Source organism: Pseudomonas sp. CFBP 8770, assembly GCF_014841705.1.
Classification (GTDB): Bacteria; Pseudomonadota; Gammaproteobacteria; order Pseudomonadales; family Pseudomonadaceae; genus Aquipseudomonas.
Genome location: NZ_JACYUL010000006.1, coordinates 177,591 through 197,755 on the forward strand (window position 1 = coordinate 177,591; position 20,165 = coordinate 197,755).

General features: G+C 64.0%; 22 protein-coding genes. 5 read left to right on the top strand and 17 right to left on the bottom strand.

What is annotated here, in order from left to right:
• Positions 1-67: 67 nt before the first annotated feature.
• From IFT98_RS15060 to phoB, 3 genes are all read right to left on the bottom strand, one after another.
• Entirely contained in the window at positions 68-1,408 is a 1,341-nt protein-coding gene (locus IFT98_RS15060; protein ID WP_043192150.1) for a hemolysin family protein, read from the bottom strand.
• Positions 1,409-1,619: 211 nt separating this feature from the next.
• Positions 1,620-2,885, bottom strand: a complete 1,266-nt coding sequence (gene phoR / locus IFT98_RS15065; RefSeq protein ID WP_197976731.1) for a phosphate regulon sensor histidine kinase PhoR — start codon at positions 2,883-2,885, stop codon at positions 1,620-1,622.
• Between the two features lie 71 nt (positions 2,886-2,956).
• Entirely contained in the window at positions 2,957-3,646 is a 690-nt protein-coding gene (gene phoB / locus IFT98_RS15070; protein ID WP_192050199.1) for a phosphate regulon transcriptional regulator PhoB, read from the bottom strand.
• A gap of 144 nt (positions 3,647-3,790) precedes the next feature.
• Between phoB and IFT98_RS15075 the strand changes: the two genes are divergently transcribed.
• Positions 3,791-4,186: a COG4315 family predicted lipoprotein gene (locus IFT98_RS15075; protein ID WP_122479980.1), complete on the top strand. Its 396-nt coding sequence runs from the start codon at positions 3,791-3,793 to the stop codon at positions 4,184-4,186.
• A gap of 54 nt (positions 4,187-4,240) precedes the next feature.
• On the opposite strand, the gene ubiA is transcribed toward IFT98_RS15075, so the two are convergent.
• A complete protein-coding gene (gene ubiA / locus IFT98_RS15080; protein ID WP_192050197.1) occupies positions 4,241-5,131 on the bottom strand; it encodes a 4-hydroxybenzoate octaprenyltransferase in 891 nt (296 codons plus the stop codon).
• Positions 5,131-5,676: a chorismate--pyruvate lyase family protein gene (locus IFT98_RS15085; RefSeq protein WP_446730839.1), complete on the bottom strand. Its 546-nt coding sequence runs from the start codon at positions 5,674-5,676 to the stop codon at positions 5,131-5,133. The genes ubiA and IFT98_RS15085 overlap by 1 nt, the downstream gene beginning before the upstream one ends.
• 180 nt (positions 5,677-5,856) lie before the next feature.
• Here IFT98_RS15085 and IFT98_RS15090 point away from each other — a divergent pair, with 180 nt between their 5' ends.
• From IFT98_RS15090 to IFT98_RS15100, 3 genes are all read left to right on the top strand, one after another.
• A complete protein-coding gene (locus IFT98_RS15090) occupies positions 5,857-6,024 on the top strand; it encodes a rubredoxin (RefSeq protein WP_122479977.1) in 168 nt (55 codons plus the stop codon).
• A 218-nt stretch (positions 6,025-6,242) separates the two neighbouring features.
• A complete protein-coding gene (locus IFT98_RS15095) occupies positions 6,243-6,524 on the top strand; it encodes an HU family DNA-binding protein (protein WP_122479976.1) in 282 nt (93 codons plus the stop codon).
• Positions 6,525-6,709: 185 nt separating this feature from the next.
• Entirely contained in the window at positions 6,710-7,081 is a 372-nt protein-coding gene (locus IFT98_RS15100; protein ID WP_192050193.1) for a helicase, read from the top strand.
• Between the two features lie 16 nt (positions 7,082-7,097).
• Here IFT98_RS15100 and IFT98_RS15105 read toward each other — a convergent pair whose 3' ends face one another.
• The 6 genes from IFT98_RS15105 to exbB form a co-directional block, all read right to left on the bottom strand.
• Positions 7,098-8,495, bottom strand: coding sequence for an aminoacyl-tRNA deacylase and HDOD domain-containing protein (locus tag IFT98_RS15105; protein WP_192050191.1), 1,398 nt, complete (start codon positions 8,493-8,495; stop codon positions 7,098-7,100).
• Positions 8,496-8,583: 88 nt separating this feature from the next.
• The gene (gene recG, locus IFT98_RS15110; RefSeq protein WP_192050190.1) at positions 8,584-10,659 is read right to left on the bottom strand and encodes an ATP-dependent DNA helicase RecG; all 2,076 of its coding nucleotides are present in this window, start codon (positions 10,657-10,659) and stop codon (positions 8,584-8,586) included.
• A complete protein-coding gene (locus IFT98_RS15115; RefSeq protein WP_122716044.1) occupies positions 10,656-11,582 on the bottom strand; it encodes a hydrogen peroxide-inducible genes activator in 927 nt (308 codons plus the stop codon). The genes recG and IFT98_RS15115 overlap by 4 nt, the downstream gene beginning before the upstream one ends.
• Positions 11,583-11,675: 93 nt before the next feature.
• The gene (locus IFT98_RS15120) at positions 11,676-12,419 is read right to left on the bottom strand and encodes an energy transducer TonB (protein WP_192050188.1); all 744 of its coding nucleotides are present in this window, start codon (positions 12,417-12,419) and stop codon (positions 11,676-11,678) included.
• Positions 12,416-12,841: a TonB system transport protein ExbD gene (gene exbD / locus IFT98_RS15125; protein WP_122479972.1), complete on the bottom strand. Its 426-nt coding sequence runs from the start codon at positions 12,839-12,841 to the stop codon at positions 12,416-12,418. The genes IFT98_RS15120 and exbD overlap by 4 nt, the downstream gene beginning before the upstream one ends.
• Positions 12,842-12,844: 3 nt before the next feature.
• Complete coding sequence (gene exbB / locus IFT98_RS15130; RefSeq protein ID WP_192050186.1) at positions 12,845-13,804, bottom strand: tonB-system energizer ExbB; 960 nt, start codon at positions 13,802-13,804, stop codon at positions 12,845-12,847.
• Between the two features lie 194 nt (positions 13,805-13,998).
• Between exbB and IFT98_RS15135 the strand changes: the two genes are divergently transcribed.
• Positions 13,999-14,850: an SDR family oxidoreductase gene (locus IFT98_RS15135; RefSeq protein ID WP_192050184.1), complete on the top strand. Its 852-nt coding sequence runs from the start codon at positions 13,999-14,001 to the stop codon at positions 14,848-14,850.
• An 18-nt stretch (positions 14,851-14,868) separates the two neighbouring features.
• Here the strand turns inward: IFT98_RS15135 and IFT98_RS15140 are convergent, their stop codons facing one another.
• The 6 genes from IFT98_RS15140 to IFT98_RS15165 all read right to left on the bottom strand — a co-directional run bounded on the left by IFT98_RS15140 (position 14,869) and on the right by IFT98_RS15165 (position 20,107).
• Positions 14,869-15,603, bottom strand: a complete 735-nt coding sequence (locus IFT98_RS15140) for a hypothetical protein (protein WP_192050182.1) — start codon at positions 15,601-15,603, stop codon at positions 14,869-14,871.
• 59 nt (positions 15,604-15,662) lie between these two features.
• On the bottom strand, positions 15,663-16,043 hold the full coding sequence (locus tag IFT98_RS15145; protein ID WP_122716145.1) for a RidA family protein: 381 nt from the start codon (positions 16,041-16,043) through the stop codon (positions 15,663-15,665).
• A 31-nt stretch (positions 16,044-16,074) separates the two neighbouring features.
• On the bottom strand, positions 16,075-18,186 hold the full coding sequence (gene spoT / locus IFT98_RS15150; protein WP_122479968.1) for a bifunctional GTP diphosphokinase/guanosine-3',5'-bis pyrophosphate 3'-pyrophosphohydrolase: 2,112 nt from the start codon (positions 18,184-18,186) through the stop codon (positions 16,075-16,077).
• Between the two features lie 63 nt (positions 18,187-18,249).
• A complete protein-coding gene (gene rpoZ, locus IFT98_RS15155) occupies positions 18,250-18,513 on the bottom strand; it encodes a DNA-directed RNA polymerase subunit omega (protein WP_122796135.1) in 264 nt (87 codons plus the stop codon).
• A 97-nt stretch (positions 18,514-18,610) separates the two neighbouring features.
• Positions 18,611-19,231, bottom strand: a complete 621-nt coding sequence (gene gmk, locus IFT98_RS15160) for a guanylate kinase (RefSeq protein ID WP_192050180.1) — start codon at positions 19,229-19,231, stop codon at positions 18,611-18,613.
• Between the two features lie 12 nt (positions 19,232-19,243).
• Positions 19,244-20,107, bottom strand: a complete 864-nt coding sequence (locus tag IFT98_RS15165) for a YicC/YloC family endoribonuclease (RefSeq protein ID WP_192063057.1) — start codon at positions 20,105-20,107, stop codon at positions 19,244-19,246.
• Positions 20,108-20,165: the final 58 nt, after the last annotated feature.

Here is a 20,165-nt window from a genome sequence, read left to right on the forward strand (position 1 = left end):
CGAAGAGGCCAGCAAGGTCACTGCACAGTGCCCGGCCTGCTCGCAGCTGGCACCGACCTGCCACACATCACTCGATCTTGAGCACCTTGGCCAGGATGATCTTGGGCCCCTTCATCTTCTTGATGATGATGCGCAGCCCTTCGACTTCCAGCAGCTCTTCTTCCTCGGGCACCCGCTTGAGTGTTTCGTAGATCAAGCCTGCCAGGGTTTCCGCCTCGATATGATCCAGGTCCACGCCCAACAGCCGCTCGACCTTGAACAGCGGCGTGTCGCCACGCACCAGCAGCTTGCCGGGCTGATAGGCGAGGATGCCGCGCTCGGCCTTGCGGTGTTCGTCCTGAATATCGCCGACCAGCACTTCCAGCACGTCTTCCATGGTCAGGTAACCGATGATCTTGCCGTCGGCTTCCTCCACCAGGGCGAAGTGCGCGCCGCCCTTGCGGAACTGCTCCAGCAGGCGCGACAGCGGCATGTGCCGCGAGACGCGCTCCAGAGGGCGGGTCAATTCGGCCAGGTTGAACGACTCCGGCAGATGGTCGAGTGCGGCCAGCTCCAGCAGCAGGTCCTTGATGTGCAACAGGCCGACGAATTCTTCGCGCTCGGTGTCGTACACCGGATAGCGGCTGAATTTATGCCGGCGAAACATCGCCAGGATTTCCTTGAGCGGCGCGTTGAATTCCAGGCTCACCAGGTCTTCGCGGGAGTTGGCCCAATCGACCACTTCCAGCTCGCCCATCTCCACTGCCGAGGCCAGCACACGCATGCCTTGGTCACTGGGGTCCTGGCCACGGCTCGAATGCAGGATCAGCTTGAGCTCGTCGCGGCTGTAGTGATGTTCGTGGTGCGGGCCGGGCTCGCCCTGGCCGGCGATGCGCAGAATGCCGTTGGCGCTGGCGTTGAGCAGGTAGATGGCCGGGTACATCGCCCAGTAGAACAGATACAGCGGCACGGCCGTCCACATCGACAGCAGTTCGGGTTTGCGGATTGCCCAGGACTTGGGCGCCAGCTCGCCGACCACGATGTGCAGGTACGAGATGACAAAGAAGGCGCTGAAGAACGACACGCCCTTGATCACTTCCGGCGATTGCACGCCAACTGCGCCCAGCAGGGGTTCGAGTATGTGCGCGAACGCCGGCTCACCGACCCAGCCCAGGCCCAGCGAGGCCAGGGTGATGCCCAACTGGCAGGCGGACAGGTAGGCGTCGAGCTGGCTGTGAACGGTACGCAGGATGCTGCCGCGCCATCCATGTTTCTTGGCGATGGCTTCCACGCGGGTCGAGCGCAGCTTGACCATGGCGAACTCGGCGGCAACGAAGAAGCCGTTGAGCAGTACCAGGAACAGAGCGAAAAGAATCATGCCGAAGTCGGCGAACAATGACGAAAGGGAGATGCCTGTGGAAGGGTCCATGGTGGCGTTTTACGGTGTCCGTGTGCTGGAAGGGAAGTGAGGCGATACCCGGGGCGGGTAATGTGTTTGGCAATGTAACGGCTGGGCAGGCACTTGCCTAGTGGGGTGCGCCGATAAGGCCGCTGGATGCCGCCTTCCCACAACGACACTGCAACCCCTGTGGGAGCGGTCCGTGGCCGCGAAAGGCACGCTGCGCTTCACGTGACTGCGGTTACCGAACCACCACCTGGACCGCCGAGAAGTGGCAGGTGAAGAGGCTGCCACGGCCCGGCACGCTGCTGATCTCCAGCGTGGCCCGATGGCGCAGCAGCACATGCTTGACGATGGCCAGCCCCAGCCCGGTGCCACCGGTGTTGGAAGCGCGGCTCGAATCCACTCGATAGAAGCGCTCGGTCAGGCGCGGCAGGTGCTTGGCGTCGATGCCGATTCCCGAGTCCTGGACCCGTAGATGGGCGCTCTGGGCATCGGCCCAGCAGCGCACACGGATGGTCCCCTGTTCCGGCGTGTATTTCACCGCGTTGAACACCAGGTTGGAGAACGCACTGCGCAACTCGGCCTCGCTGCCCTTGAGCAGCACATCGTTTTCGATGTCCAGGCTGATCGTCTGGTTACGTGGCCCGGACAAGGCCCGCGCGTCGCTGACGATGCTCTGCAACAGAGGCGTGACCGCCACCGGCAGGTTGTCCGAGGGGTAGTCGGTGGCTTCCAGCTTGGCCAGCAACAGCAGATCGTTGAGCAGGGTCTGCATGCGCACGCCTTGCTGTTCCATCTGCTGCAGGGCCCGGGTCCAGCGTGGATTGACGTTTTCGACGTTGTCCAGCAAGGTTTCCAGGTAGCCGGTGATGACCGTCAGCGGCGTGCGCAGCTCGTGAGACACATTGGCCACGAAATCCTTGCGCATCTGCTCCAGCTGATGAATGCGGGTCACGTCGCGCACCAGCATCAGGTGTTCGTTGTTGCCGTAGCGGGTGATCAGAAACTGCACACGCAGGCGGTCATTGACCGGCGAGGGGATTTCCAGAGGCTCGGCGTACTGCTCGTGCGCAAAGTATTCCTTGAAGCGTGGATGGCGTATCAGGTTGGTCACCGGTTGACCGCTGTCCTGCGGGGTCTTGAGCCCGAGCAACGTCTCGGCGGCGCGGTTCCACCATTCCAGGTTGCCGTCGGCGTCGAGCATGATCACCGCATCGCGCAGGGCTGCGGTGGACTCCTGCACGCGATCGATCACGGCCTGCAGCCGCCCCCGCGCGCGCTGATCGCGGCGCTGCATGTGATAGATGCTGTCGAATACCTCGCCCCACAGGCCATAACCGTCGGGCGGCGGCTGATCCGGCTGGTGCTCGCGCAGCCAGCGGTGCAGACGCAACAGTTGCTTGAGGGTCCAGGCCAGGTACACCGCCAGGCCTGCTGCCAGACACCAGCCGTAGTGGCCGGTGAGCATCCCGACCAACAGGCACCCCGCCACCAGCAGCAGCATGTGACGCACCAGGGTGGCATACCAGTCTTGTTTCACGTATAGCGCATCCTTTGCTGTGAAAGCCTGCCGGTTCAGCTCTTGGTGGAGAAGCGGTAACCGGTGCCGCGCACGGTTTGTACCAGATTTTCGTAGGCGTCACCCAGGGCTTTGCGCAGACGACGGATATGCACGTCCACGGTGCGCTCCTCGACATAGACGTTGCCACCCCAGACCTGGTCGAGCAGCTGCCCGCGGGTGTAGGCACGCTCCTGGTGGGTCATGAAGAACTGCAACAGGCGGTATTCGGTGGGGCCCATTTCGGCGGGCTTGCCGTCGATGGTGACGCGATGGCTGATCGGGTCGAGCAGCAGGCCGCCGACTTCGATCGGCGATTCGCCATCGCTGGGGCCGGCTCGGCGCAGCACGGCCTTGAGCCGGGCCACCAGTTCGCGCGGCGAGAACGGCTTGGTGATGTAGTCGTCGGCACCGACTTCCAGGCCCTGGATCTTGTTGTCTTCCTCACCCTTGGCGGTGAGCATGATGATCGGGATATCGCCGGTCAGCTCGTCGCGCTTGAGGCGCCGGGCCAATTCGATGCCCGAGGTGCCGGGCAGCATCCAGTCGAGCAGGATGAGATCGGGTTTGTGGTCGACGATGATCGCGTGGGCCTGCTGCGCGTTCTCCGCCTCCAGGCTGTCGTAGCCTGCCATTTCCAGGGCCACGGCGATCATTTCGCGGATCGGTGCCTCATCGTCGACGATGAGAATGCTCCTGCCAGCCATTGTGCGAACCTCTTGTCATTACCCTGTCATGCGCCGCATTAGATAACGCAATTATTGCAGTCGTGTGACAGGTGTTCGAGCGTATCAAATTAGTCAGACTGTACTAAGCTGTAAATCCCTGTTCATTGAAGACGAGAAGCACTCATGAAGACTCGCACGACTTCGGCCTGGACGGCCCTGTGTGGCGCCCTGGCGCTGACGCTGTCCGGCATGGCGATGGCCGCCGATCACCCGCGCCTGGAACCGGGCAAGGCGTTCGTCGATGGTCGCGGCATGACGCTCTACACCTACGCCGAGGACGAAGACGGCAAATCGACGTGCAACGCCGACTGCGCGAAGAACTGGCCGCCGCTGATGGCCGACAAGGGCGCCAGCGACGACGGCGACTGGACCGTGCTCAGCCGCGACGACGGCAGCTTGCAGTGGGCGTACATGGGCAGTCCGCTGTACACCTACAAGGGCGACAAGAAGCCCGGCGAAACCAGTGGCGATGGCAAGAAGGAAAATGCCTGGCAAGTGGCGCGCCCTGTAGAAGACTGACCGGCCTGGCTCGATACGCTGCGACTGCCAGGGACGGCAGCAACCCAAGGCCCCTCAACGCAACGCATAGTCGAGCACAATACCGACGAAGATCGCCAGGCCCACCCAGTGGTTGTGCAGAAACGCCCTGAAACAGGCCATCCGCTCGCGCTCGCGGCTGTGCCACCACTGCCAGCCGAAGCACACGGCGGCTACCGCCAGGCCTGCATGAAACCAGCCGCCGAGGCCGAACCGCGCGCCGGCCAGCAGCAGGCAGGCCAGCGCCAGCCCCTGGAGCATGACGATGATCAACCGATCGGCAGCACCGAACAGGATGGCGGTGGACTTCACCCCGATGCGCAGGTCGTCGTCGCGGTCGGTCATGGCGTAGTAGGTATCGTAGGCCACCGTCCACAGCAGGTTGGCGATCCACAGCAGCCAGGCGGCGGCTGGCAGCTCGCCGGTTTCGGCAGTGAACGCCATCAGCATGCCCCACGAGAACGCCATGCCCAGCACTACCTGTGGGTAGTAGGTGTAGCGCTTCATGAACGGGTAGCTCGCCGCCAATACCAGGCCACCGACCGACAGGCCGATGGTCTGCGCGTTGGTGCACAGCACCAGAATGAAACTGATGCTGACCAGTACGGCAAAGAACACCAGTGCTTCCTTGCTGCTGATCCTGCCGCTGACCAGTGGCCGCGCTTCGGTACGCTTGACGTGCCCGTCGACCTTGCGGTCGGCGAAATCGTTGATCACGCAGCCAGCCGCACGCATCAACACCACGCCGGCCACGAAAATCACCAGATTGGCCAGCGAAGGCCGTCCTTCGCCGGCGATCCACAGGGCCCACAGCGTCGGCCAGAGCAGCAGGTAGACGCCGATGGGCTTGTCCATGCGCGTGAGCTGAACGAAATCCCAGGCGCGCGGGTTCAGCCGGTTCAGCGACTTGAGCAGGCTCTGGTACATCAACGGCTCTCCATTTGGGTACGAACGGCTTGCCACAGCGGCGGCAGGAATACTTCGGCAACCAGTACCGCCAACGGGCCGCGGTCGAAACGCGAACGCCGCGCCCACAGGCCCTCGCCAGCCTGCTGCGCGGGCAGCCACCGGGCCGGGTAGCGGCAGGTCTGGATGGGGCCGCGGACGAACGCCGGGTCGCAGAACAACAGCTCGCCGAGCGAACGGTTGCCCAGCGCCTGCAGATCCAGGTCGCTGGCCTGCAGGCTGCTGCGCGCCGCCACGCTGCGGGCGAACACCCATGGCTGGCCGTGGCCGAGCAGGCAGACCTCGCGCACCCAACCCTGGCTGGCCGACGGCACACCCAGCATCAGGCACTCTTCATCGCGTAGCGGCTGCCAATCCTGCAGCAGCACGCTGACGCCGAAATGATCATCGCTGAGCTGGATCAAGCGGCGGGTCAGGGAGCCCGGGTCGAACAGCCAGTCGTGTACCAGCGGTTCGGCATCGGCCAGGCATTGCCAATCGGGGGAGGGGTATCCTGAATGGGGCACGGTAGTGAATCGGGTCGGCCGGAAAGACGCCGAGCTTATCATGTTTGCCGGCGCCGATTGGCCGCCCGCACCTGATGAAGCTTGCATCGCACGGCGTTGATCAGTACAAACCGCGAGAGCCGGGCGACAACGTCACACCATCGAGCGCCTGCCAGACCGCCTGAATACCAAGGGGAAATGATGAAGAAGTGGCAATGTATCGTCTGTGGCCTGATCTACAACGAAGCCGATGGCTGGCCCGAGGATGGGATCATTCCCGGAACCCGCTGGGAAGACGTGCCCGAAGACTGGCTGTGCCCTGATTGTGGCGTGGGCAAGATGGATTTCGAAATGATCGAGATCGGCTGATCGCCACCCACAGGCAGGCCCGGCGCGCGGATCGGCGCCGTTCTGTCGGAATAACCGGCATCTGGCCGCAACAAACCCGTGGCAGACACTGGCGCGCCCTCGTGCAGCGTGCCATTCTCACTCCGTCTGCCGCAGCGTAGAGCCTGCGGCGAGTTGGGCGTCGCCGTCCTCCAGGCAGCCGCCAATAAAAACAAAAACCGTCAATGAGAGGCTTCACCATGCGTAAACCAGAGCTCGTAGATGCCATTGCTGAAAAAGCGGACCTGACCAAGGAACAGGCCAACCGCGTCTTGAATGCCGTACTCGAAGAAATCACCGGTGCACTGCATCGCAAGGACAGTGTCACCCTGGTGGGCTTCGGCACCTTCATCCAGCGTCACCGCGGCGCCCGCACCGGCAAGAATCCGCAGACCGGCGAGCCGGTGAAGATCAAGGCCAGCAATACCGTCGCCTTCAAGCCTGGGAAATCTCTCAAGGACAGCGTGAACACCACCAAGTGAGGTGTCCGCTGCCGCGCCGCTGAGCGCAGCCCGCCATGGCACCCGGTTCGCCGGGTGCCTGCGACGTACGCGCCGCCACCACTGCCGGCATACCTGCCAAACATCGTGCCCAGCGGTAGCCGGACTGCCTTGAGCAAGGCATTGCCGGTACACTCGCCAGCACTTTACCGCGCCGAGACCTCGCCATGAAATTCCGCCTTCTGCTCTGGGCCATGGGCCTGATGATGGCCCGCGCCAGCCGCAACAACCCCGCATTCACTCAGCAACTCAAGGACAAGGACCTGGTGTTCCAGTTGCAGACACTGGACGGCAAGATCGCCCGGCACTTCACCGTGCGTGATCAACGCGTGACCAGCCGCAGCGGCAGCGTGGCGCAGCCGGCGTTCGCGATTGCCTTCAGGGATGCCGGATACGGCTACGACACCTTGCAAGCCAGCAATAAACAGCTGGCCTTCATGCAAGGCATCCAGGACAAGCACATTCAGATCAAGGGCAATCCGGCACTGGTCGTGTGGTTCCAGGGCGCGATGAAATACCTCAAGCCGAAAAAGCGCTGAGGCACCCGCGCACCGGTCAGTCGAACTGGTGGGCCAGCTCGCGCAACAGCGCTTCGGCTTCCAGCACCTTGCTCACGACATCTTCGGCCTTGTCTCGGCTCAGCTCCAGGCGTTCGAACAGGGCGTCCGGAATATGCTGCTCGCCGCTGCCGATGCCGCGGCTGCGCAGCAAGCGGATGGCCAGGCAGACCAGGTTGGCGTAGGCGGCGTGCTCACCGGTGTAGCCAGGGTCATGCTGAAAGCGCAGCGCCGTGCTCAGCTCTTCCGGCATTTCCCAATAGCGCATCAGCCAGGCGCCCATCTGCTCGCGGGTGACACCCAGCAGATGCTGCTCGACGAAGTCATGTTGCAGATGCGGATTGACTTCGAGGTGGCGACAGATCAGGGAAAAATGCGGCGGAAAGACGTGGGCAAGCAGCAGGTAGCCAAAGTTGTGCAGCAGGCCGGCCAGGTAGGTGAGGCCTGCTTCCGGGCGGCTGGCCCGCGGCATGGCGCGGGTCAGACCCTCGATCACCGCCGCGACGTAGATGGACTGGTGCCAGTAGGGTGTGGCGTGCTGAGGGTGATCCTTGGGCAGGCTCATGGTCTTGCCCAGGGCGAGGCCCAGCGCCAGGTTGATGACCAGGTCGAAACCCAGCACGCGGACGATGGCATCTTCCACCGAACGAATCTTGCCCGGTGACGCGTAGTAGGGCGAAGCGGCCCAGCTGACCACTTGCGCGGCCAGCGCCGGGTCGGTTTCGACCACGCCGGTGATGTCGTCGATGGTGGCGTTGGGGTCGACACGCAGCTTGATGATTTTCTGCGCAGTGGCCGCCAGCGGTGGAATCTCGATGGTCGACTCCAGGCGCTGCTGAATTCGCCGTGCGGTGAAATTCTGCACGGCGCGGTCGATTTCCTGGCTGTCGTCGTCGGGACGATCGAGGTTGGGGCGGACATTGGCCAGCGGTTCGCCAAAGACGCCCGAGCTGGCTTTGGTAAGCATCTTGCGGAAATCGTCGCCGCTGAGCTGCAGCCAGACACCCGGCTCCCCGGAACTGATCAGCAACGTGGGTTCGAGCATCAGGCGCTCATCGTACAGGCACGGCGAGCTGGTCAGGATCGGCAGGGCCGGAAGCACGGTCAGCTGGTGCTTGCCCAGCATCTTCATCAGGCGCTCTTCGGGCACCGCAGTGAGCTTGCGCCCAGTCAATTCGGCCAGGCGGCTGAGGTCCAGCAGCTTGCTCTGCGGAAACAGCACCATGAGCGCACCGATCGCATCGGCCAGCAGCACGGCCTGGATCGTGCGACTGGCATCGGCAGCGGTCACGTGCTTGGCGTCCACCTTGGTCCAGGCGATGCCGAAATCGTCGAGCATCTTCTGGATCACCGAGGGGGCGTGCTGAGTGACGGCTTCCAGCGCATATTCATTCATGGTCTGCATCCATTGTCCTACATTCGTCTCAGTATACTCAGCTTGCCTGGGAAACCGAGACCTCTATCGCGCAAGTTTCCGGCGCGCGTCAGACTTGACCGTATTGCTGTCCATGGCGCAGCCAGCGTTCGAGCAGTGGCGTGACATGCCCGGGCCAGCGTTCGATCAGCATTTGAGCGGCATCGCGCACGGCCGGCAGCAGGTCGGCGTCGCGCATCAGGTCGGCGACCTTGAACTGCAGCAGTCCGGTCTGCCGGGTGCCGAGCATCTCGCCAGGGCCCCGCAGCTGCAGGTCCTTTTCGGCGATCACGAAGCCGTCATTGGTCTCGCGCATGATGCCCAGCCGTTCCCGACCGATCTGCGACAGTGGGGGGTGGTAGAGCAGCACGCAGTGGCTGGCGGCACTGCCGCGACCGACTCGACCGCGCAACTGGTGAAGCTGGGCAAGCCCGAGGCGTTCCGGGTTCTCGATGATCATCAGGCTGGAGTTGGGTACATCGACCCCGACTTCGATCACCGTGGTAGCGATCAGCAGCTGCAGTTCGCCGGCCTTGAACAGCGCCATCACTGCGGCCTTCTCGACCGGCTTCATGCGCCCGTGGATCAGCCCGACGCGCAGCTCGCCGAGGGCCAGGGTCAGTTCTTCGAAGGTGCTCTGCGCGGCCTGGCAGGTCAGCTCTTCGGATTCCTCGATCAAGGTGCAGACCCAATAGGCCTGGCGGCCTTCGGCACAAGCGGCACGCACCCGCTCCACCACTTCGGGGCGACGGCTGTCGGCCACCAGCACGGTGTTGACCGGCGTGCGCCCGGGTGGCAGCTCGTCGAGTACGGAGGTGTCGAGGTCGGCGTAGGCGCTCATGGCCAAGGTCCGCGGGATGGGCGTGGCGGTCATGATCAACTGGTGCGGGCACAGGGTGCCGCCCACGCCTTTCTGCCGCAGCGCCAGACGTTGCTGCACGCCGAAACGATGCTGCTCATCGATGATCACCAGGGCCAGGCGGGCGAACTGCACCTCGGCTTGAAACAGCGCATGGGTACCCACCACCATGGGCGCGCCGCCGACGATACGTTCCAGTGCACTGACCCGCGCCTTGCCCTTGAGCTTGCCGGCCAGCCACGCGACTTCGATGCCCAGCGGTTCGAGCCAGCGCTGGAAGGTAATGAAATGCTGTTCGGCGAGAATCTCGGTCGGCGCCATCAGGGCAACCTGATAGCCCGCCTCCAGCGCCTGCAGCGCAGCCAGGGCGGCCACCACCGTCTTGCCGGCGCCGACGTCGCCCTGCACCAGGCGCAGCATCGGCTCCGGCTGACTCAGGTCGTAGGCGATTTCCGCACCGACCCGACGCTGCGCCCCGGTCGGTGCAAAACCCAGGTTGTGCAGGTAGCGCCCCGGCAAGTCTTTGGCCAGGGGCAGGACGGGTGCGCGCTGGGCGCGCAGGCTTTCGCGCAGGCGTTGCTGCGAAAGCTGGTGGGTCAGCAGCTCTTCGAAGGCCAGGCGGTGCTGAGCCCAGTGATGACCGACCGCAAGTTCCTCGAGATCGGCGTCCTGCGGTGGCCGATGCAGGTAGCGGATCGCTTCGTCCAGCGGCGCCAGTCGATGCTCGCGCGCCAGCTCCAGAGGTAACCAGTCGGGCAGGCTGCGCGGCCCCAGCAGGTCGAGGGCCTGCTGGGAGAGCTGGCGCAGACGCTGCTGGGTCAGGCCTTCGGTGGTCGGGTAGATCGGCGTCAGGTTCTGTTCGACCGGAATGTCTTCTTCACCGGTCAGGACGCGGTATTCGGGGTGGTAGATCTCCAGCCCCGAAGCGCCGGGCCGCGCTTCGCCGTAGCAACGCAGGTGCGTGCCGCGCTTGAGCGCCTCCTTTTGAGCATTGCTGAAGTGATAGAAGCGCAGGCTCAACGAGCCACTGCCGTCGCCCAGGCGCACCAGCAGGCTGCGCCGCTTGCCCATGGACACGTCGGCACCACTGACTACACCTTCGATGACCGCATCCTGGCCGGGATGCAGCGCGCCGATCGGCACCACGCGGGTACGGTCCTGATAGCGCAGGGGCAAGTGGAACAACACGTCCTGCAGGTTTTCAAGACCGACCTTGGCGAGTTTTTCCGCCATGGCATCGCCCACGCCCTTGAGCGCAGTGACCGCTACCTGAGCCAGCTCGGTCATGGCGTGTCGCGGCCCACCGGTTTGGCCACCGAACACAGGCGGATCGAGTCGGCGAGGATCTCGATCGCCTTGGGTCGCGGGAAGCTCGCGCGCCAGGCGATGGCCACGGTGCGGAACGGCGTCGGCGGGGTCAGTGGGCGGACTTCAATGATGCCGGGGGCGTAGTGATGGCTGTCGACTGCCGACAGCGGCAGGATCGAAACACCCAAACCCGACGCGACCATGTGCCGAATGGTTTCCAGCGAACTGGACTCGACGGTGGTGTGCTTGGCACCCTCCGAACCCTTGGTCAGGGTGGGGCAGGCTTCCAGCACCTGGTCACGGAAGCAGTGGCCTTCACCCAGCAGCAGCAGGCTCTTGTCGTTGAGCAGGCCCGAGTCGATGGTTTCCTTGCGCGTCCACGGGTGGTCGGCAGGCATCAGCACGTAGAACGGCTCGTCGTAGAGCGGCAGGGTCAGCACATCGGCTTCATTGAACGGCAGCGCGATGATCACGGCGTCCAGCTCACCATTGCGCAGCTTGTCGCGCAGGATGTGAGTGAAGTTTTCCTCGATGTACAGCGGCATCTGCGGCGCAACGCGGTGCAGCTGCGGAATCAGGTGCGGGAACAGATACGGGCCGACGGTGTAGATGGCGCCGACCTTGAGCGGGGCAGTCAGCTGGTTCTTGCCGGCCTGGGCCAGTTCGCGAATGCCCTGGGCCTGCTCTAGCACCTTCTGTGCCTGGGCGACGATGCCTTCACCCACCGGGGTCAGGCGCACGGCGCTCTTGCTGCGTTCGAAGATCAGCACGCCGAGCTCGTCCTCAAGCTTCTTGACGCCTACCGACAGGGTAGGCTGGCTGACGTGGCAGCGTTCGGCGGCGTGGCCGAAGTGCTGTTCCTGGGCCAGGGTAACGATGTAGCGCAATTCTGTGAGGGTCATAACGTGCGTCCATGAAGTTGCGAGCCCAGCATAGCGGCTGCAACCGATAGACGCACGTTATCAACCGTGCCGAACCGCATCAATATCCGCGATTCAGCGCTTGTCCAGCGAGTAGACGAAAGGTGCGACCACTTCCAGGCTGCCATTGACCAGAATTTCCGCCGGCGGCTTGGGCAAGGGTTGCGCCCGACGGATCATCTCCATGGTCGCGCGATCCAGTGCGGCACTGCCAGAACCGCCCGCCAGGGAATACGACAACACCTTGCCGTCGGCGTCCACCACGAAGCGCAAGCGGTTGACCCCGGTCATGCCGCGGCGACGCGCGTCTTCGGGGTACTTCTTGTACTTGGCCAGATGACGCAGCAGGTCGCTCTGCCAGCTGGGCAGTGCATTGCTGTTGGATGGCACACTTGGCGCGGGCGCTGCCGGCTTGGCCGGTTGCGGGGGAGCAGGGCGGCTGTCGACGGTCTGTTCGGCCGGCGGTTGCTCCTTGGGCGGTTCGGGTTTCTTCTCGACCTTGGGCGGCTGCGGTTTGGGCTTGGGCTTGGGCGGCGTCGGCTTGGGCACGGAGATGGTCGGCTTGGGCGCTTCGACCAGCTTCGGCAACGGGTCCTCGACCACCGGTTCAGGCGGCGGAGGGGGTGTGACGACCTGGGGTGGCGGCGGTGGCGCAGGCTCGGGCAGCGGCGCCATCTCCACCATCATGGCCTGCGGCGGCAGCTCGATAGGCTGCGGCGCGGGCCAGTTCAAGGCAATCACCACGGCAACTGCATGCACGCCGAGGACTACCGCCAGGCTGGCACCATAACGCGTCGTTTTCTGGCGCGTCGTGATCATTGCTTGGCTGCCGTCTCGAGTCCGACCAGGCCTACCTTCAGGTAGCCCGCGCCGCGCAGGGTGTTCATCACTTCCATCAGGTCGCCGTAATCCACGCCCTTGTCGGCCCGGAAGAAGATGGTCGTGTCCTTGTTGCCGTGGGTCTTGGCGTCGAGGATCTGGCCCAGTTGCGCACGCTCGATGCGGTCATCGCCCACGTACAGGTTCTGATCGGCCTTGACGCTCAAGAATACCGGCTTCTCGGGCCGCGGCGCCGGTTTGGCGGTGGACGCGGGCAGGTCGACCTTGATGTCCACGGTCGCCAGGGGGGCGGCGACCATGAAGATGATCAGCAGCACCAGCATGACGTCGATGAACGGCGTCACGTTGATTTCATGGTTCTCGGCGAGATCATCGCCGCCTTCGTTCAGGTGCAGGCCCATAGGTCAGCCCACCTTGACCATCTGCGGCTGAGCTGCGCGCTCGCCTGGCTGGTGGTCGAGGTCACGGCTGACCAGCAGCAGCACCTGCGCCGAAGCATCCGATACCTGCGCCTTGTAGCCGGCGATGGAGCGGGCGAAGACGTTGTAGATGACCACCGCGGGAATGGCCGCGACCAGGCCCAGGGCCGTGGCCAGCAGGGCTTCGGCGATGCCGGGTGCGACGACCGCCAGGTTGGTGGTCTGGGTCTTGGCGATGCCGATGAAGCTGTTCATGATGCCCCATACGGTGCCGAACAGGCCGACGAAGGGTGCGGTGGAACCGATGGTGGCCAGCACGCCGGTGCCCATGCTCATGTTGCGGCCGCAGGCAGCTACAAGGCGCTCGAGACGGAAGCTCACGCGCTCCTTGATGCCTTCACGCTCGCGGGCATTGGCCGACAGGTGCATTTCTTCGAGCGCGTCGTGTACCAGCAGGTTGGCCAGCGTGCCCTTGCGGGTGGCGGTTTCGCTTGCCTGCTTGAGGTTGGCAGCCTTCTTCAACGCGGCAATTTCACCCTTGAGGCGACGCTTGGCGCCCAACAGCTCGAAGCCCTTGGCGATCCAGATGGTCCAGGTGATGATCGAGGCGATGACCAGGCCGATCATCACGGCCTTCACCACGATGTCGGCGTTCTGGTACATGCCCCAGGGAGACAGGTCGTGGCCCATGCCCAGGGTGGTGTCTTCGACCAGCGCCTGCTCGGCCGGCGCCGGGGCCAGCTGCTCCGATCCCTGCGCAGGAGCTGCGGCAGGCACGGCATTGGCCGGTGCCGCGGTGCTGGCGGGCGCCGTGTTGGGTGCAGTGTTCGGAGCGGTGGCGTCGGCGAATGACAGCGGGGCGATGGCCAGGCCCAGCAGCAACGCTGCAATGGCGCGCCATGCGCGTGGCTGGTTTGGCGAAGCGGAAGGGTGTTTGCGAATCATGCTGGCCGGACCTGAGAAGAGAGAAAAGGGGTCAACGTTCTGCAAGGCCTCGCGAAAGACCGAGAACAGATTGGGGAAGTATTATTGCAAGTAATTCTTGTTAGCAAAAGTAATAATGTAACTTATTTAATTCCGCTGGCCGCAAAAGCCCCGGCGCGGGTAGGCTCGACGCCTGACTTTCAGGAGCCTTGCGCATGACCTCACCCACTGTATTGATTGCCGGCTGCGGCGATATCGGCAGTCGCGTTGCCCGCCGTCTGTTGGCGCTGGACTGGCGCGTGCACGGCCTGCGGCGGCAGGTCGAGCGGTTGCCCGCCGGCGTGCTCGGCGTCGCCGCCGACCTGCACCAGGCTCGATGCCCCGATGCCTGGCCACGGGAGCCCCTGGATTACCTGCTGTATTGCGTGGCCGCCACGCAGCATGACGAGGCGGGTTATCAGGCCGCCTATGTCGACGGTCTGCGTCACGTATTGGCCTGGTTGGCAGACAACCAGCAGACGCCCAGGCGAATCTTCTTCGTGTCCAGCAGCAGTGTGTACGGACAGACCGAGGGGGAATGGGTCGATGAAACCTCGCCGGCAGCGCCGAGCGGGTTTTCCGGGCAACTGATGTGCAAGGCCGAGCAACTGGCGCTGAATGCCCCGGCTCCCGCAACCATCGTGCGCTTGACCGGCATCTATGGTCCTGGCCGTGAGCGGTTGGCCGCTCAGGTACGTGAGGGGTATCAGGTCGCGTCGCAGCCGCCGCTGTACGGCAACCGCATTCACGCAGATGACGCCGCCGGCCTGCTGGCGTTTCTGCTGCAGGCGGACGCCCGGGATGAGGTGCTCAATGATTGCTATATAGGTGTCGACGATGCCCCGACGGCCCTGCACGAGGTCGTGGAATGGCTGCGCAGCTACCTTGGCGTCACCCATCGGTCGCAGACCCAGAGCATTCGCCGCACCGGTTCCAAGCGGTGCAGCAATGCGCGCGCCAAGGCGCTGGGCTGGCTGCCGCAGTACCCTACCTACCGTGAAGGGTACGCGGCCTTGCTGGAACGATAGTCGTGCATTCGCCTGGTGTTACTTGCTGAGCAACCAGCGCCGGGTGCCGGGCACCAGGTTGGGCATTTCGTCATCCTGGGCCTGGTTGAGCGCCTGCAGGATTTCCAGCTGATTGCCGTTGCGACGAAAAATGAACGCATTGCCACGCTGTTGCTGCTCCAGCCACATGCTGTCGAACTCGCCGCTCATGGCGGCGCAGTCGCCCGCCAGGCACAGGGCGTAGCGATCCAGGCCGGCCAGTCCATCGATGCGTCCGTCTGGAAGGAAATGCGCCACGCCGCCCTTGCCCGGGCCCTCGACCACTTTCCAGTCGCCACCCATGTAGGCGGTGTACAGCGCCTGCTCGAAGGTGCTGCCCGCTGGCGTGTCCGCACGCACGGGCGTCGCCGACTTGCTGAACGTCTGCACCGGAGCGTTATCGCTCGCTGCCTGCTGCAGGGTATCGCCGTCGACCTTCAGGGTGTCTTCGCCGTTACCGTAGAAGTCCACCTTGAGCTGGCCGTCGGCCTGAGGCAGCAGCTTGCCTTCGCCTTCTTCGAAGCCATTGCTGAACCGGGCCTGGCCGGCCACGGTGTCGATCGACCACTCCAAAGTCGGGCCGTTGGCCAGCAGCGCCTGGCGCAGGCTTGCGCCCTTGGCCGCGGCATCGATGGCTTTCTGATTGATCCAGACGCCGTTGGGGTCCACGTTTTCGTGGCTGGCGCAGCCGCCCAGGAACAGGGCGGCCAGAGATAGGGCGAGCGCGTGACGCATGAAGGAAGTCCTTGCTGGCGAATGGCGCTGCAGCCAGTGGCCGCAGCGCGCGAAGCGGCTTATTCGATGACCAGGATAGCGTCCATTTCAACCTGCGCGCCTTTGGGCAGGGCGGCAACGCCAATGGCGGCACGGGCCGGGTAGGGCTGCTGGAAATAGCGGCTCATCACTTCGTTGACCGTGGCGAAATGGCCCAGGTCGGTCAGGAAGATGTTGAGCTTGACGATGTCCTTGAACGAACCACCGGCCGCCTCGGCCACCGACTTGAGGTTCTCGAAGACCTGCACGGTCTGGGCTTCGAAACCTTCGACCAGCTCCATGGTGGTGGGATCCAGTGGGATCTGGCCGGACATGTAGACGGTATTGCCAGCCTTGATGGCTTGGGAATAGGGGCCGATGGCGGCCGGGGCCTTGTCGCTGGTGATTACGGTCTTGGTCATGAACAGCTCCTTGAAATGAAGGTTCTGCGCCTCAGGCACGCACGCGCGTGAGACGGGTGACGCCTGCCAGGGCGCGCAGTTTCTTGATCACGCGGGCCAGGTGCACCCGGTCGTGCACGCTGACCACCAGCTGGACCACGCTGATGCGGCCATCGCGTTCGTCCATGCTGATTTTCTCGATGTTGCCATCGGCCGCGTTGACGCTGCTGGCCAGCAGCGCGATCAGGCCGCGCTGGTGTTCGAGCTCCACGCGCAGTTCGACATTGAACTCGCCCGTGACGTCCTTGGCCCAGCCCAACTGGATGCACTTTTCCGGGTTGTGGCGAATTTCGCTGATGTTGCGGCAGTTTTCCAGGTGAACCACCATGCCCTTGCCCGCCGACAGGTGACCGACGATGGGATCGCCGGGAATCGGCGTGCAGCACTTGGCATAACTGAGCACCAGGCCCTCGGTGCCGCGAATGGCCAGCGGCCCTTCGGGGCTGGGCAGTTGCTCGCCGCCATCGGTCGCCAGCAGGCGTCGAGCCACCACATAGGCCATGCGGTTGCCCAGGCCGATGTCTTCGAGCAGGTCTTCGATGAGCTCCAGGCGGTACTCGGCCAGCATCGCCTGGATGCGCTCGGCGGGAATCGTGTCCAGCGCGCTGTCGAAACCATTGAGCACCTTGTTGAGCAGGCGCTCGCCCAGGTTCACCGACTCGGATCGACGCTGCAGCTTCAAGGCATGGCGAATGTGCGTGCGGGCCTTGCCGGTGACCACGAAGTTGAGCCAGGCCGGGTTGGGCCTGGCGCCGGGTGCGCTGACGATTTCCACCGTCGAGCCGCTCTGCAACGGCTCGGAGAGCGGGGCCAGACGTCGATTGATGCGGCAGGCGATGCAGCTGTTGCCCACGTCGGTGTGCACCGCATAGGCGAAGTCGACCGCCGTGGAGCCTTTGGGCAGCTCCATGATGCGACCCTTGGGCGTGAACACGTAGACCTCGTCCGGGAACAGGTCGATCTTCACGCTCTCGATGAATTCCAGCGAGTTGCCCGCGCGCTGCTGCATTTCCAGCACGCCCTTGACCCATTGACGGGCACGGGCATGGGTGCCCTTGGGCTGTTCGTCGTCACTGGACTTGTACAGCCAATGGGCCGCGATGCCGTTGTTGGCCATCTCTTCCATTTCACGGGTGCGGATCTGGATTTCGATGGGCACCCCGTGCATGCCGAACAAGGTGGTGTGCAGCGACTGGTAGCCGTTGGCCTTGGGGATCGCGATGTAGTCCTTGAAGCGACCCGGCAGCGGCTTGTACAGGTTGTGCACGGCGCCGAGCACGCGGTAGCAGGTGTCGACCTTGTCGACCACGATGCGGAAAGCGTACACGTCCATGATCTCGTTGAAGGCGCGGCGCTTGCCGCGCATCTTCTTGTAGATGCCATAGATGTGTTTCTGCCGCCCGCTGACATCGCCCTCGATGCCATCCACCGACAGGCAATGGGCCAGGGACTGCTCGATCTTGTTGACCAGTTCCTTGCGATTGCCCCGGGCGCGCTTGACGGCCTGGTAGATACGCGCCGAGCGCATCGGGTACATGGCCTTGAAGCCCAGGTCCTCGAATTCGACGCGCACGTTGTGCATGCCCAGGCGGTTGGCGATGGGCGCGTAGATCTCCAGGGTTTCCTTGGCGATGCGCCGGCGCTTTTCGCCGGACAGCACCTCGAGGGTGCGCATGTTGTGCAGGCGGTCGGCCAGCTTGACCAGGATCACACGGATATCCCGGGCCATGGCCATGGCCATCTTCTGGAAGTTTTCCGCCTGGGCCTCGGCCTTGGTCTCGAAGTTCATCTGGGTCAGCTTGCTGACCCCGTCGACCAGATCGGCCACGGTTTCGCCGAACTGGGCACTGAGTGCTTCCTTGGCGATACCGGTGTCTTCGATCACATCGTGCAGCATGGCCGCCATCAGGCTCTGATGGTCCATGTGCATGTCGGCGAGAATGCCTGCCACCGCCAGCGGATGCGTGACGTAGGCTTCACCACTGCGACGGCGTTGGCCGTCGTGGGCTTGTTCGGCGTAGAAGTACGCTCGGCGGACCAGGTTGACCTGTTCCTTGCCGAGGTAGGTCGACAGGCGATCGGCGAGGGCGTCTATGCTCGGCAAGGGAAAACCTCCTGCCGATGTGGGATAGAACCTCGCGCCGTACAGCGTCGACCGGGCATGGACTCAGACGGCCTCGTTGGCCTCGTCTTCGAACGCTGCGAACAGGGGCTCGTCTTCAACGATTTCAGCTTCGGCAATAACAGCATAGTTGATCAGGCCTTCAGCGATTTCACGCAGGGCTACCACGGTAGGCTTGTCATTTTCCCACGCCACTTTCGGCTCTTTGCCGCCGGTCGCCAGTTGGCGAGCGCGCTTGGTGGAGAGCATGACCAGCTCGAAACGGTTATCCACGTGTTCTAGGCAGTCTTCAACGGTTACGCGGGCCATGGTCTTCCTCGTAGCAAATGCGATTATGCGCGCAGCCCGGATGGGCGAGCGGACTAGACAGTTTAAAAAATCACCAGCGTTTAGGGAAGCTTTGTTTTCAGGCAAGCAGCTCGGCCAGCAAATTGCCGTGCCTTTGCTGCTGCGCCTGCTGCTGCAGGCGGTTGGCGCGAAACACTGCTTTCAGGTCTTCCAGGGCCGAGGCGAAGTCGTCGTTGATGATCAGGTAATCGTATTCCACATAGTGGCTCATCTCGCTGACCGCTTCGCGCATGCGCGTCTCGATGATCTCGTCGCTGTCGGTGCCGCGGTTGGTCAGGCGCTGGCGCAGCGCCAGCTGCGAGGGCGGCAGGATGAAGATCGAGCGCGCTGCGGGCATCAACCGACGCACTTGCTCGGCGCCTTGCCAGTCGATTTCCAGGATCAGGTCGTGGCCCTCGTCGAGCGTCTGCTGCAGGTGGCTCTGGGACGTGCCGTAGAGGTTGCCGAACACTTCGGCCTGCTCCAGGAAATCGCCATGGCCGATCATGTCGATGAAGGTTTCGCGGTCGACGAAGTGGTAGTTCACGCCACAGGCTTCGCCCGGCCGCATGGCGCGGGTGGTGTGCGAGACCGAGACGCGAATGGACGGCTGGGCGTCGATCAGGGCCTTGACCAGGCTGGTCTTGCCGGCGCCCGAAGGGGCCGAAACGATGTAAAGGGTGCCGGTGCTGTGGTTCATGACGGGGTGGCCTTACTCAATGTTCTGCACTTGTTCACGCATCTGCTCGATCAACACCTTGAGGTTGACGGCAGCCTGCGTACTGCGTGGGTCGAAGGCTTTGGAGCCCAGGGTGTTGGCTTCGCGGTTGAGTTCCTGCATGAGGAAATCCAGGCGCCGGGCGGCGGCGCCGCCGGCCTTGAGCACGCGCCGCACTTCGGTAACGTGGGTAGCGAGGCGGTCGAGCTCTTCGGCGACGTCGCTTTTCTGCGCCAGCAGGACCATTTCCTGCTCCAGGCGCTGTGGTTCGAGTTCGGCCTGGAGGTCGGCGCAGCGATCGAGGATCTTCTGCCGTTGCGCGCTGAGCATCTGTGGGACCAGGCTGCGCAAGGTGGCGACCTCGCTGCTCATGGCGTCGAGCCGGTCGTTGATCAGCCGGGCCAGTTCGGCGCCTTCGCGCACGCGGCCATTCTTGAGCTCGGCCAGCGCCTGCGCGAACAGTTCGTTGGCGGCCGTGCTCAGCGCCTGCGGATCGCTGGCATCGGCCACCAGCACGCCAGGCCAGGCCAGCACTTCCAGTGGGTTGAGCGGTGCAGGCTGCTTGATCAAGCTGGCGATGGTCTCGGCGGCGGCTATCAGCTGGGTGGCGCGTTCGCGATCGACCTGCAGGGGCTGGCCGCCGGTTTCCTCGGTGTAGCGCAGGGTGCATTCGACCTTGCCGCGCGAGAGGCCCTGGCGCAGCGCTTCGCGCACCGAACCCTCGAGGTCGCGCAGGGCCTCGGGCAGGCGCAGGTGCGGTTCCAGGTAGCGGTGATTGACCGAGCGCAGCTCCCAGCTCAGGGTGCCCTGGGCCGCGGCGCGTTCGCAGCGGGCGAAGGCGGTCATGCTGTGCACCATGGGGGAGAAACCTCGCAGGCGGTGGAGGATGAATCGAGGCGCAGGATTGTAGCGCAAC